The sequence below is a fragment of the Streptomyces sp. NPDC001415 genome (genome assembly GCF_053597395.1).
Genome location: NZ_JBSFIE010000053.1, coordinates 1 through 12,944, shown reverse-complemented (window position 1 = coordinate 12,944; position 12,944 = coordinate 1). Strand labels below are relative to the sequence as shown.

At 69.0% G+C, this 12,944-nt stretch carries 11 protein-coding genes and 3 pseudogenes; 4 read left to right on the top strand and 10 right to left on the bottom strand.

From position 1 onward, the window contains the following. The first annotated feature begins 6 nt into the window (after nucleotides 1-6). Together ACWC2B_RS36150 and ACWC2B_RS36145 are read left to right on the top strand one after the other, a co-directional pair. Nucleotides 7-2,067 (top strand): PIG-L family deacetylase, encoded by a 2,061-nt coding sequence (locus ACWC2B_RS36150; protein ID WP_450724280.1) that lies wholly within the window; start codon nucleotides 7-9, stop codon nucleotides 2,065-2,067. Next, nucleotides 2,064-3,176, top strand: a complete 1,113-nt coding sequence (locus ACWC2B_RS36145; protein ID WP_450724278.1) for an acyltransferase family protein — start codon at nucleotides 2,064-2,066, stop codon at nucleotides 3,174-3,176. The genes ACWC2B_RS36150 and ACWC2B_RS36145 overlap by 4 nt, the downstream gene beginning before the upstream one ends. Nucleotides 3,177-3,199: 23 nt before the next feature. Here the strand turns inward: ACWC2B_RS36145 and ACWC2B_RS36140 are convergent. Further along, nucleotides 3,200-3,832 (bottom strand): annotated as a pseudogene (locus ACWC2B_RS36140) (AAA family ATPase); the annotation flags it as partial. Between the two features lie 177 nt (nucleotides 3,833-4,009). On the opposite strand from ACWC2B_RS36140, the gene ACWC2B_RS36135 reads away from it, so the two are divergent. Continuing rightward, the gene (locus ACWC2B_RS36135; protein ID WP_450724276.1) at nucleotides 4,010-4,552 is read left to right on the top strand and encodes a DUF1707 SHOCT-like domain-containing protein; all 543 of its coding nucleotides are present in this window, start codon (nucleotides 4,010-4,012) and stop codon (nucleotides 4,550-4,552) included. An 83-nt stretch (nucleotides 4,553-4,635) separates the two neighbouring features. Here ACWC2B_RS36135 and ACWC2B_RS36130 read toward each other — a convergent pair. Both ACWC2B_RS36130 and ACWC2B_RS36125 read right to left on the bottom strand, forming a co-directional pair. Further along, nucleotides 4,636-4,746 (bottom strand): annotated as a pseudogene (locus ACWC2B_RS36130) (integrase); the annotation flags it as partial. 116 nt (nucleotides 4,747-4,862) lie between these two features. Further along, nucleotides 4,863-5,114, bottom strand: coding sequence for a DUF7660 family protein (locus ACWC2B_RS36125; RefSeq protein ID WP_450724274.1), 252 nt, complete (start codon nucleotides 5,112-5,114; stop codon nucleotides 4,863-4,865). 422 nt (nucleotides 5,115-5,536) lie between these two features. Between ACWC2B_RS36125 and ACWC2B_RS36120 the strand changes: the two genes are divergently transcribed. Continuing rightward, nucleotides 5,537-6,318 (top strand): IS5 family transposase gene (locus ACWC2B_RS36120; protein WP_450724306.1). Its coding sequence is split into 2 segments (ribosomal slippage): nucleotides 5,537-6,109 and nucleotides 6,112-6,318, totalling 780 coding nucleotides; the frame shifts between segments, so codons are not numbered across the junction. Nucleotides 6,319-6,785: 467 nt separating this feature from the next. On the opposite strand, the gene ACWC2B_RS36115 is transcribed toward ACWC2B_RS36120, so the two are convergent. From ACWC2B_RS36115 to metK, 7 genes and pseudogenes are all read right to left on the bottom strand, one after another. Beyond that, the gene (locus ACWC2B_RS36115; protein ID WP_450724272.1) at nucleotides 6,786-7,271 is read right to left on the bottom strand and encodes a hypothetical protein; all 486 of its coding nucleotides are present in this window, start codon (nucleotides 7,269-7,271) and stop codon (nucleotides 6,786-6,788) included. Nucleotides 7,272-7,332: 61 nt separating this feature from the next. Beyond that, entirely contained in the window at nucleotides 7,333-7,533 is a 201-nt protein-coding gene (locus tag ACWC2B_RS36110; protein ID WP_450724270.1) for an acyl-CoA carboxylase epsilon subunit, read from the bottom strand. Next, a pseudogene (locus ACWC2B_RS36105) lies at nucleotides 7,530-9,035 on the bottom strand (acyl-CoA carboxylase subunit beta); the annotation flags it as partial. The gene ACWC2B_RS36110 and the pseudogene ACWC2B_RS36105, both read right to left, overlap by 4 nt. 55 nt (nucleotides 9,036-9,090) lie before the next feature. Beyond that, nucleotides 9,091-10,209 carry a hydrolase gene (locus tag ACWC2B_RS36100; protein ID WP_450724268.1) on the bottom strand — a complete coding sequence of 373 codons (1,119 nt, stop codon included), beginning with the start codon at nucleotides 10,207-10,209 and terminating at the stop codon, nucleotides 9,091-9,093. After that, nucleotides 10,206-11,138 (bottom strand): methylenetetrahydrofolate reductase [NAD(P)H], encoded by a 933-nt coding sequence (metF, locus tag ACWC2B_RS36095; RefSeq protein WP_450724266.1) that lies wholly within the window; start codon nucleotides 11,136-11,138, stop codon nucleotides 10,206-10,208. Before metF ends, ACWC2B_RS36100 begins: the two co-directional genes overlap by 4 nt. Further along, the gene (locus ACWC2B_RS36090; RefSeq protein ID WP_450724264.1) at nucleotides 11,135-12,121 is read right to left on the bottom strand and encodes a carbohydrate kinase family protein; all 987 of its coding nucleotides are present in this window, start codon (nucleotides 12,119-12,121) and stop codon (nucleotides 11,135-11,137) included. The genes metF and ACWC2B_RS36090 overlap by 4 nt, the downstream gene beginning before the upstream one ends. Before the next feature lies 1 nt (nucleotide 12,122). Further along, the coding region (metK, locus tag ACWC2B_RS36085) for a methionine adenosyltransferase (RefSeq protein WP_450724262.1) at nucleotides 12,123-12,944 on the bottom strand (822 nt) is incomplete at its 5' end.

The window sequence follows — 12,944 nt, the reverse complement described above, 5'->3', positions numbered from 1 at the left end:
TCCCTCGTGCCCACATTCCCCACCAGTCGCCTGACCCGACGCACCGTGGTGGGCGGCCTCGTCGCACTCGGCGCCGTTGCCTGCACCTCGTCCAGCTCGGACAAGCCCACTGTCCCGGCCCGCGCCAAGGTGCCCGCCGGTCGGGACGGACACAGCGGCAGCCGGGTGATGCAGATCGTCGCCCACCCCGACGACGACCTGTACTTCATGAACCCGGAGCTGGCCCAGTCCATCGCCGCCAACGACCAACTCGTCAGCGTCTACCTCAACTGCGGCGAGACCGGCGGTGTCAACAAGGTCCCCGGAAGCAAGACCCCACCCAAGCCCGACGTCGCCGCCTATGCCGGGGCACGCCGCCAGGGCCTGCGCCAGGCCTACGCGTACATGGCCACCGGCAAGGCACACACGGCATGGAAGGCCGAGGCACTCACCCTGCCCGGCGGCACCCAGGTCGAACTCGACACCCTCGATGGACACCCGGGCCTGCAGTTGGTCTTCCTCGGCGTGCGCCAGCACACCTCGTACGGAAACGGCCCCAGCAAGGGACTGCCAGAGCTGTGGGCCGATCCCTCGATGGCGACCAGCACCCTTGTCAGCACCGGCTCGCCCGTACGGGAGACACACCCAGTCACCCGCGACAGCGTGATCGCCGCCCTTGCCCACTTGCTCGACCGCTACCGGCCCACCTTGGTCAGGTCCATGGATCCGGACCCCGACATGCAGGTGCACGATGCCGCGCACCGTGCCCACCACGACCAGACCGGCTATTCCGACCACCCCGATCACACCGCCACGGCCCTCTTCACCCTTGCGGCCCTAGAGCGCTACCAAGGACCTGGAGAGGGCCGCCCGTACACGGTGGTCTCCTACCGCGGTTACTACAACGAACGCTGGCCGCAGAACCTCCCCGAGGAACTGGTCCGAGCCAAGGCCGACGTCCTCAACGTCTACGGCGGCTCCCCCGACAGCTGTGACTTCTCGGCCGGCTGCGGCGACTACGACGTCGGCAAGGACCGCTCCTACGGCACCGGCTGGCTACAACGCACCTCCCTGCGCTACCCGGCCGCGCCCGCGTTCCAGCTCGACGCCGACGGCCGGCTGACCGCGTTCGCCGTACTCGGCGGCCAGGCCGCCATGTGGCGCGAGAGCGCCAAAGCCAGCGGCACGTGGGCCGCCCCCGTCCTCTTCGGTGCCGAGCAGCTGCTCCCCGGCCTGGCCGCCGGCCTCACCAAGGACGGCCGCTGGCAGTTGTTCGCCGAGCGCGTCGCCTCACTCGGCCCCTCCCCCGCCCAGAACACCCGCGAGATCGTCACCGCCGAACAACGCACCAGGAACGGCCCGTTCGGCGCGTGGACCACCCTCGGCAACCCCGAACGCGACCCGGACCACGGGCGCCGCGTCGGTACCCCCGTGGTCACGCGTGACAGCGACGGACAAGCTCTGGTCTTCGCCCGTAACTGGTCCAAAGGCATCTCCATGCGCCGGCAGCAGCCCGACGGCCGGTGGAGTGCCTGGAGCGACCTCGGCGGTGCCGACGTCCAGGAAGGCCTCAGCGCAGTCACCGACGCACAGGGCCGCATCCATGTCCTGGCTTCCGGCCACGACACCATCCACCACTGGGCCCAGGACAAACCGGGCGGACCCTTCACGTTCACCAGGACGAGTCTCCCGGCGCCCGCCGACCCACCGGCAGTGGCCGTCGGGCCCGACGGGACGCTGGTACTCGCCTACCGCGAGGCCAAAAGCAGCCGGCCACTCCTCTGTCGGCTTCCCTCCGGCAACGACGAGTGGCACGTGGAACGGCCCGGTCTCTCCGCTCGCGGCTACGGCCCGCTCGCGCTGCTCGCCCGCCACGACGAGACCCTGCTGGCCGCCCGCAACAACAACGGCACCACCAGCACTGCCACTTGGCGCGCCGGAACTACGGCCCGCTGGACCACCGTCCCCGGCCCGGTGGTAGGCACCCAGGCCCTGGCCGTCGACGCACAGGACCACCCCGTGCTGGCCCACCTCGCCCCGGACGCCACCCTCCGCACCACACCCGCGCCCAAGGACACCAAGCGATGACTTCCCTGCTGGCCGCCCCCACCGCCTCACCCCCCGAAGGCGCCACCACGGGCGGCAAAACCGCGACCCGGCTCTACGCCCTGGACGGACTGCGGCTCCTGGCGGCACTCATGGTCGTCTCCTTCCACTTCATAGGCTTCGACGACTGGAGCGCCTCCCCCTGGGGCGCCTCCACCTCCCAGGTGTTCCCCACCGCGCACCACGCCGCCGCCTACGGCTGGCTCGGCGTGCAGCTCTTCTTCCTGATCAGCGGCTTCGTCATCTGCATGTCCTGCTGGGGACGTTCACTGCGCCAGTTCGCCGTCTCCCGCTTCCTCAGGCTCTACCCCGCCTACTGGTTCGCGGTCCTACTGACCTCCGGCGTCCTGCTCGCGGCGGGCCGCCTCGAAGCGGCCCCGGCCACCCTCTCCAAAATCCTCTCCAACCTCACGATGCTTCAGGAGCCAATCGGCGTCGGCGACATCGATCCCGTCTACTGGACCCTCTGGGCGGAGATGCGCTTCTACCTCCTCTTCGCCGTGGTCGCCGCACTCGGCCTCACCTACCGCAAGGTGCTCTACTTCTGCGGAATCTGGCTCCTGCTGACCGTTCTGGCCCCGCACGCAGGCATCCCGCTCCTGAGCCTGTTCGCGATGCCCGACTCCGCCCCGTACTTCGTCGCCGGCATCCTCATCTACCTGATGCACCGCTTCCGCCCCACCTTGGCCCTGTGGGTCCTGCTCGGCGCCTCGTGGATCCTCGCCCAGGGACAGCTGCGGAACTTGATGAAGCCCGCCGAAAACTCCGTCCACCACTCGCTGTCCTGGACCATCTGCCTGGCGGCCATCACGCTCTTCTACGTGGCTGTCCTCACCGTCGCCATCAAGCGGCATCCCCCCTTCAACCACCGCTGGCTGACCACCGCCGGCGCCCTCACCTACCCCCTCTACCTCCTCCACGAGGAACTCGGCTGGGAAGCCATCCGTCAACTCCACCGCCACTTCCCCCCATGGCTCCTCGTCACCGCCATCACCGCGGTCATGCTGCTCGCGGCATGGCTGGTGCACCGCTTCGTCGAACGCCCCGCCGTCCGTGCGCTCAAGCGGCAAATTGGACCGCTTTCCACGTGAGGCGCGGCTCTGCTTCGTCCAGCAGGTCCCGGCGAGGGGAACTCGACGCGGGTGGTGAAGCGCGAGGACAGCCCGGGGTTCGTGGCCAGCAGCTGCGCGATCTCCGCCTGGTAGCCGACCAGGATCACCACCAGTCTGTCGCGGTCGTCCTCCGCACGCTTGAGCAGCACTTGCAGCGCTTCCGCGCCGAACGCGTCGCCGCCCGAATAGCCGCTGTTGGAAAGTGAATAGGCCTCATCGATGAACAGCACGCCGTCCAAGGCGCTGTCCACAACTTTGGAGGTCTTGATCGCGGACGATCCGAGGTGCTGCCCCACCAGGTCCACGCGTTGAGCTTCGATCACGTGCCCGCTCCTGGGCAGGCCCAGCCCCTTGAACACCTCGCCGATGACACGGGCCACAGTCGTCTTCCCGGTACCGGGCGGCCCGGCGAAGACGAAGTGGCTCGGGCGGGTCGCCGACGGCAGGCCCTGCTCCTCACGGATCGCCGCCATCCGCAGCTGCGCGACGAGCGTTCGGATCTGCCGTTTGACGGGTTCGAGCCCGGTCATGGCGTCCAAGGTGGCCAGGGCGCTTTGCAGCACGGCATCCCGTTGCACCCCAGCGCCCACCTCGGCTCCTCCCCATGACCGACGGACATCGCCACCACTGCGGGGGCGCCTCTCCCCCGGGCAAGTGATCACGAGCCACGCATGCCAGTGCTGTGACCGCAAAGGTTCGCCGGGTTGGACGATCGAGGCCATGGCGACGAGCGGCTAGCCTCCCCATCGGATGCCTTGCCCGCTATGGAGCTTGACGCGTTCGCGTCGTCGGTACGGCAGTAGGGTGGAACGGTGACCTCCTTACCGGAAGACTCGCCGCCGCTGATAGGCGAAGACGCCCGCGATGCGGCCGTGCAGCGCCTGCAGGAGGCGTACAGCGAAGGGCTCATCTCGCACGAGGAGTTGGACGGACGCCTCCATCAGGTGCTCACCGCCAAGGCGCACAGCGAGCTCGTGGCGGCCCTGGCCTCGCTCCCGGCGGAGCACCCGGACACCGCGTCGACGATCGCCGCCGCCGGGGGCCGGATCCAGCGGCGAGGTGCATGGCGGGTACCGCGGATCCTCAAGGTCGAGTCCGCATATGGAAGGGTGCGCCTGGATCTGTCCCGGGCGGTCATCGAGCATCCGGCCGTTGACATCGAGCTGCAACTCGGAACCGGCGGGGCCAGAATCACGGTGCCTCGCGACGCGGTCGTTGATGTCGAGGGTTTGCGCACTGGGTGGAAGGACCTGCGCTACAAGGCCCCGCGGCGCTCCCGACCCGGCGGGCCCACGATCCGCATCTCTGGGACCATGGGATTCGGACGATTGAAGATCCGCCATGCCCGGCGTTGAGGCTCCATCCGGCTAGGACGACCCGCCTGGCACTTCGCCCCGCCGACTTCGGTGGCCGTGCCGGCGTAGGTTCGCTGGGTTGGTCAGGCGACGGCTTTGAGCGGGCGTCCGCCCCAGCGGATGCCCTTCTCGCTTCGGGTACGAGCGCGTTCCTTGCGTTCGGCGGCCAGGACGTCGCGGTGCCAGGCGTTGGCTGTGCAGGCAACGCGAAGAAGACCTCGTCGCCGCCCGATCAGCCAACCGACAGCTCATGGCAACCCTCAACGCGCGACCATGACGCGAGCCTCTCGCGGACCGCCAGCTTCGCCGACTACTCGTAGGTCGTCGCCGCCTGAAGAGCCCGAGCAAGGAACGTCCAGTCACCCGCAGCTGGGAGCTCCTTGCCGAAGTTTCGATACCAACCCTCCGAGTCGTTCATCCACGCGGCGAGCCCTTCAAGGAAGGCATCAAGGGTCTGGTTCTCCCACTCATGGCCACGGCGGAGAAAGTCCTGATGAAGTGCGCGGACAAACGCAACCAAGTTCTCACGGCTCCGGATCTCATCGTCTGGGGCAAGCGGCATAGCGGCAACCTATCGTTCGGCCACGGCCCTTGAACATCGGGGGCAGCGTGCCTCGTCATCGTCCGATCCAGCGATTGCGCCACACCTGTCGCACTGACATCCTCAACCCGTCAGGTCGCCCACCTGCACAAACATAGGCAGTCGAGCATCTACGGCACGCGCGACCCTCAGAGAATGGCCAGCTCTACCACTTCCTCCAGAACCACACACTGTTCGATGAGAGCACAGCCTTCCCTTCCGAACTCGTTGTCGTCGCTTGACCTGTTAACCCCCTGAGGTGTCTATGCGGTCACAGCACTAAGGACTGGGATCAGAATGAGGGGTTCGCTGTTCGGGAATGACGGTCTGTCGGTTGTTGTTGACGGCTGCCGGACAGGGGGGTGGGTGCGGCCGAGACACGTGGTGGGCGCAAGCCGTGGGAGATCGAGGACGGGCTCTGGGAGCGGGTGGAGCCGCTGCTGCCGGTGGTCGAGCGGCGTTTCCGGTATCCGGGACGTCGGCGGCTCGATGACCGGCGGGTGCTGTGCGGGATCCTCTTCGTGCTGTACACCGGCATCCCGTGGCGGCATCTGCCCCAGGAGCTCGGCTTCGGCTCGGGCATGACGTGCTGGCGGCGGCTGCGGGACTGGAACCAGGCCGGCGTGTGGCAGCGCCTGCATGAGCTACTGCTCGCCGAGCTGCGCAGGGCCGGCATGCTCGACTTCTCCCGCGCCGCCGTCGACTCCAGCCACCTCAGGGCGATGAAGGGCGGAGCGGCCACCGGCCCATCCCCGGTGGACCGGGGCCGGACCAGCAGCAAGCACCACCTGATCGTCGAGGCGCACGGCATCCCGCTGGCCGCGACGCTGACCGGCGGGAACCGCAACGACGTCACCCAGCTGATCCCGCTGATCCAGGCCGTCCCGCCAGTCCGCGGCAAGCGCGGCCGGCCGCTGCACCGCCCCCGGCGCATCTACGCCGACCGCGGCTACGACCACGACGTCTACCGCGACCGGGTCCGCGCACCCCACACATCGCCCGGCGCGCCACCGAACACGGCTCCGGACTTGGTGTTCACCGCTGGGTGGTGGAAGGAGCGATCGCGTTGCTGCACTGGTTCCGCCGCCTGCGCATCCGCTGGGAAATCCGCGACGATATCCACCAAGCCTTCGTCACCCTGGGCTGCGCCATCATCTGCTGGCGACGACTGAAGACCTCATTCTGATCCCAGTCCTAAGCGAGAACTCACGCGGCCGCTGCCATCCCCCGGTGCCGTCGTGAGGAATCAAGCCGAAATCGCAGCCCGCGCGGAGAGATCAGACCCTGGGGTCAACAGGACTGCGGGGTGGCGCAGTTGGCCGACCTTGCGGCCGGGACACGGCGGCCTGACCACTGGCTATCAGAGATGGATCGAACGCGCCCTCAACTGCGAGTTCGCCGACTCGGGCCGTGACGTCCGTCCTTACGTGCACCGCGAGGGACACACCCCGGACGGCACGGACAACCCCACCTGGCGGCTCGGTTCAGAGGGTTCCTCACACCCCCGTTCCGAGGCTGAGGTACCCGGTTGGCGTCGGGCCTTGCCGGATCGAGGACACGGTGCAGGGGGTCCCTTTCCTCCGGGGAGGTATTGAGCGGCGGACGGTGCCCGGCGACGCCGCGAGCGGCGCCGGGCACGGATGTGCTGACGGATCAGCAGGTGCGCGGCGTGGTACTGATCCGGGTGACCGCTATGTTGGCCACCGTGGAGCTGAGGTACTTGTGGTTCGCGTCGTAGACCTTCGAGGGGCCGGAGCTGGCGAACTTGTCCCCGCTGAGGGTCGCGGTCTGGTTCACGTCGACCCAGCCCACCGTGGTGCCGGCAGCGTCGTGCAGGCGCTCGTCGACCTTGAAGGTGAACTGGTTGCCGCTGGTGAGGGTCCAACTGCCGTGTCCGTCACTGGTGTCAGACCACAGGCACACCTTCCCGGCACCGTCGAAGGACAGCGTCATGGCGGCCTTGTGTCCGTCGTGTTCGGCCGTGCCCTGCCAGGTGCCCACCGGAGCCGAGGAGGTCACAGCCGCGGCGGAACCGGCGGTGGTCGTCAGCGTCGCCGCCGCAGCGAGGGCGATCGTCGCCCCAAGGGTGCACAGCCGACGCGTGTGCCGAGTGGCCGGGGCGCGGTGTTCGGTCGTCATTTCGGGATCCTCCAAGTGACGCTGATCGTCACGTCGTTGTGGTGCGGATGCGATGGTGGTCTCAGCACTGCCAGCTGCCTGCGCCGCGGAATCCGTACCAGCGGCGGTACCAGTGGGCGGCGGTGCGGTGGGGTCGGCTTTCGGGAACGGGCCGGTGGGCGACTCGGGCGAGGAGCACGGCGGTGAGCGCGGCGAGTTCCTCCTCGCTGGCCTCGCCCTTCTCCACGCGGAAAAAGGGGTCGGTCCCCTTGGTGTCCCTCACTGGGGTGGGTTGCCGTGTTTGCGGGACGGCAGGTCGGCGTGCTTGGACTTGAGCATCGCGAGTGAGGCGATGAGAACGGCCCGGGTCTCGGCCGGATCGATCACGTCATCCACCAGACCCCGCTCGGCCGCGTAGTACGGATGCATCAACTCGGCCTTGTACTCCTTCACCATCCGCGCCCGCATCGCCTCCGAATCCTCAGCCTCCGCGATCTGACGCCGGAAGATCACATTCGCCGCGCCCTCCGCACCCATCACCGCGATCTCATTGGTGGGCCAGGCATAGGTCAGGTCCGCGCCGATGGACTGCGAGTCCATCACGATGTACGCCCCGCCGTACGCCTTGCGCAGGATCAGCGAGATCCGCGGCACCGTCGCGTTGCAGTACGCATACAGCAGCTTCGCGCCGTGCCGGATGATCCCGCCGTGCTCCTGCGAGACACCCGGCAGGAACCCCGGAACATCCAGCAGCGTCACGATCGGAATGTTGAACGCGTCGCACATCTGCACAAACCGCGCCGCCTTCTCACTGGCCTCGATGTCCAGGACACCCGCCAAAGACTGCGGCTGGTTCGCCACGATCCCCACGACCTGCCCGTCCAGGCGGGCCAGCGCACAGATAATGTTGCGCGCCCACCGCTCATGGACCTCCAGGAAGTCCCCGTCATCGACGAGCTCCTCGATCACCTTGCGCATGTCATACGGCCGGTTACCGTCCGCCGGCACCAGGTCGAGGAGGACCTCGGAACGCCGGTCCGCCGGATCGTCGGACACATGGACCGGCGGGTTCTCCCGGTTGTTCGACGGCAGCATCGAGATCAGATACCGGACCTCCGCCAGGCACGTCTCCTCGTCGTCGTAGGCGAAGTGCGCCACCCCCGACGTCTCAGCATGCACATCCGCACCACCCAGACCGTTCTGGGTGATCTCCTCACCCGTCACCGCCCGCACCACATCCGGACCCGTGATGAACATCTGCGACGTCTCACGCACCATAAAGACGAAGTCGGTCAGGGCCGGCGAGTAGGCCGCGCCGCCCGCGCACGGGCCCAGCATCACCGAGATTTGCGGGATCACCCCCGACGCCTTCGTGTTCCGCTGGAAAATCCCGCCATACCCCGCCAGGGCGCTGACGCCCTCCTGGATGCGGGCACCCGCGCCGTCGTTCAGCGACACCAGCGGAGCACCCGCCGCGATCGCCATATCCATGATCTTGTGGATCTTCGTGGCATGCGCCTCACCCAGCGCACCACCGAAGATCCGGAAGTCATGGGCATACACGAACACCGTGCGGCCCTCCACCGTCCCCCACCCGGTGACCACACCATCGGTGTACGGCTTCTTCGCCTCCAGCCCGAAACCCACCGCACGATGCCGACGCAACTGCTCGACCTCATGAAACGAGTCAGGGTCGAGCAGCAGATCGATGCGCTCACGCGCCGTCAGCTTGCCCTTCGCATGCTGCGCCTCGGTCGCACGCTCACTCGGCCCACGCAGAGCGCTTCGCTTGAGCTCCCTGAGTTCCTCGGTGTGGCCGAGCAGCGAGATCGGATGCGCCTCAGTGATGGTCACGGACCGAGGCCTCCTTGAGGACCGGCAGGCAGTCCAGTGCGGCGAGTTCGGGACGCAGGCGGACGTGGCTCGCGCCGGTGTGGATGTCGCGCCAGGCGCGCTGCACCGGGTCGTCCTCGGAGAAGGACCGCGAGCCCCCGAGCCGCATGAGGCGTCCGACCGCCTCCAGGCTGAGCTCCACCGCGCGCACGCAGTCCCACGGCGCCCAAGGGGCCCACCGGGCACGGTCGTTGTCCGTGTCCACGTCGCGCGCGACCCGCTGCACGGTTTCGGCCGCGAGGTGGATGTCACCGGCCGCGCGGACGAACTCCAAGGTGGTGGGGGACGGTTCGGCGTCGTGGCCCGGTACGGAGTCGGCGAGGCGGAGCAGCACGGAGCGGGCCGCGCCGAGGAGTGGCGGGGCGAAGGTGAGGCCGGCCACCGTCTTGAGCGGGAGGGACGACCGGGCGGGGTCGGTGGAGCCTTCCAGTGCGGTTGCCGAGAAGGAGCGGTGGCGGGGTACGAACACGGCTTCGGCGATCACGGTGTGGCTGCCGGTGCCCCGCATTCCGGTGGTGCGCCAGGTGTGTTCCACGGTCAGTTCGTCGCGTCGTATCGCGAAGAAGCGGCGGTGCTCCGGCGTCTCGTCGGCCGGGGCGTCCGCCGCGGGCACGGTCGGGGCGACGAGCAGCACCCAGTCGCTGTGCAGAACGGCGCTGACGTAGGACCAGCGGCCCGATACCCGCCAGCCCCCGTCCTCCTCCACGGCTCGGCCTGTCGGCTGGAGTGCCGAGGCGACGACCGTGTCCGGCGTGCCGGACCACAGTTCACGCTGCCCCTCTTCGGGTAAGAAGGTCGCCATGCGGCCGCCGTACGCGATGACGGACGCGCACCAGGCGGCCGAGGCGCAGCCCTCCCCCACGGTGGTCACGGCACGGATCACGTCCAAGTGGCCGCCGTCGCGGCCACCCCAGCGGTGCGGCACGAAGTGGCGGGCGAAGCCGGCCGAGACGAGCGCCCGGGCCACGGCGGGGTCCAGGGCACGGGCGGACTCGGCGGCAGGCGCGTGCCGGGCCGCGAGGTCCCGTGCCGCGCGGGCGGCGTCTTGCAGCTCGGCGCTTGTCATCGTGAGGGCTCCTGAGGCGTTGGCGGATTCGGCAGACGCAGCCCGCGGTGGATGTCGAGGGCCGCGCTGGAGTGGTTGAGGGTGATGTAGTGCAGACCGGGGGCCGCCTCGTCGAGGAGGCGCTGGGCCAGCTCGGTGGCGTGGTCGACACCGATGCGGTACGACTCGCGGGGGTCGTACCGCGCGGTGCGCAGGCGCAGTGCGAGCTCGGGCGGGAAGGTGGCGTTGCTGAGCTCGGCGAAGCGGCTGATCTGGTCGTACCGGGTGGCCGGCATGATCCCGGGGATCACGGGGATGTGGCACCCGGCGGCGGCGAGCCGGTCACGCAGCCGGAGGTAGTCGTCGGCGTGGAAGAACATCTGGGTGATGGCGTAGTCGGCGCCTGCCCTGCATTTGGCGGCGAAGTGGCGGATGTCGCTGTCCCAGTCGGGCGAGCGGGGGTGCCGCTCGGGGAAGGCGGCGACGCCGATGCTGAAGTCGCCCAGTTCCCTTACGAGTTGGACCAGTTCGACGGCGTGTGCGAGGCCCTCGGGGTGCCGGTTCCAGGGCCCTTGAGGGTCGCCGGGCGGGTCGCCGCGCAGCGCGAGGACGTCGCGGATGCCCGCGTCGGCGTACCGGCCGATGATCTGGCGCAGCTCGGCGACCGAGTGGCCGACGGCGGTGAGATGGGCCACCGGGCGCAGCGTGGTGTGCTCGGCGATCCTCTGGGTCAGGGCGGCGGTGCGCTCCCGTGAGGAACCGCCCGCACCGTAGGTCACCGACACGAAGGACGGGTTGGCGGCTTCGACCCGGCGCAGGGCCTGCCAGAGCACTTGCTCGCCCTTGTCCGTCTTGGGTGGGAAGAACTCGAAGGAGTACGAGCGGTGGCCGGCCGCGATCAGTTCGGCGGGCCCGCCTCGGCCGGTTCGGGACAGGGTCGTCACGGTCATGCGCGCAAACCCCCTGCGAGGGCGCCCGCCGCGTCGGCGGTGTCCGGTCCGTAGGTGGCGATGCGAAGGCGGCGTACGGCGTCCGGCGAGGCGGTGTAGGTCTGGGTGCCCACGGCCGACAGGGCCAGGGTGGCCAGGGCTGATCCGGTCTGTGCGCACCGCACCTCGTCGTGGCCCTCGGACAGGGCGCAGAGATAGCCCGCGCGGTAGGCGTCGCCGACGCCGGTCGGGTCGGCGACAGTGGCCGCGGGCACGGCGGGCACCTCGGCCACCGTTTCGCCACCGCGCTCGACACGGCTGCCCTTCTCGCCGAGGGTGGTGACCCAGGTTCCGACCCGGGACAGGACATCGACGGCGGTCCAGCCGGTCTTGCGCAGGAGCAGTTCGCGCTCGTACTCGTTGGTGAACAAGTGGACTGCCCCGTCGACCAGTTCACGGATGGCGGGGCCGTCGAGGCGGGCCAGCTGCTGTGCCGGGTCGGCGATGAACGGGATGCCGAGGGTGCGGCAGGTGCGGGTGTGACGGAGCATCGCTGCCGGGTCGTCGGCGCCGATCAGCACCAGGTCGGTGTCTCCGCTGCGGTCGAGGACGGCGGCGAGGTCGATGGCGGAGGCCTCGGCCATCGCTCCGGCGTAGAAGGAGGCGAGCTGGTTGCCGTCCGGGTCGGTGGTGCACAGGAATCGGGCGGTGTGCTGGGTGGCGGAGACATGGACCGCGGAGGTGTCCACGCCGAGGTCGGCCAAGCGTTCCCCGTACTCGCGGAAGTCGGCGCCGACGGCAGCGACGAGCAGGGGGCGGCGACCGAGGCGGGCCAGGCCGTAGGTGATGTTGGCGGCGACCCCGCCGTCCCGGATCTCCAGGGTGTCGACGAGGAACGACAGGGAGACGCGGTCGAGTTTGTCGGCGAGCAGCTGGTCGCTGATGCGGCCGGGGAAGGTCATCAGGTGGTCGGTGGCGACGGAACCGGTGACGGTGATGCGCATGTCAGGCTCCCACAGCCGTGCGCAGGGCCTCGACGCGGTCGGTGCGCTCCCACGTGAAGTCGGGGAGTTCGCGGCCGAAGTGCCCGTAGGCGGCGGTCTGGGCGTAGATGGGGCGGAGCAGGTCGAGGTCGCGGATGATCGCGGCCGGGCGCAGGTCGAAGACCTCGCCGATCGCGGTCTCGATCTTGTCGTTGTCGACCGTGTTGGTACCGAACGTCTCCACGAACAGCCCCACCGGCTCCGCCTTGCCGATCGCGTAAGCCACCTGCACCTCACAGCGCGCCGCAAGCCCCGCGGCCACCACGTTCTTGGCGACCCAGCGCATCGCGTAGGCGGCCGACCGGTCCACCTTGGACGGGTCCTTGCCCGAGAAGGCACCACCGCCATGACGGGCCATCCCGCCATACGTATCAATGATGATCTTGCGGCCGGTCAGCCCCGCATCACCCATCGGACCGCCGATCTCGAACCGGCCGGTCGGGTTCACCAGCAGACGGTAACCGTCGGTGTCCAGCTTGATGCCGTCCTCGACCAGCTGCTTGATGACCTGCTCCACCACGAACTCACGAATGTCCGGCGCCAGCAGCGACTCCAGGTCGATGTCACTCGCATGCTGCGTGGAGACGACCACCGTGTCCAGACGGACCGCCTTGTCACCGTCGTACTCGATGGTGACCTGCGTCTTGCCGTCCGGACGCAGATACGGGATCGTGCCGTTCTTGCGGACCTCGGTCAGGCGCCGCGAGAGACGGTGCGCCAGGTGGATCGGCAGCGGCATCAGCTCGGGCGTCTCGTCCGTGGCATAGCCGAACATCAGACCCTG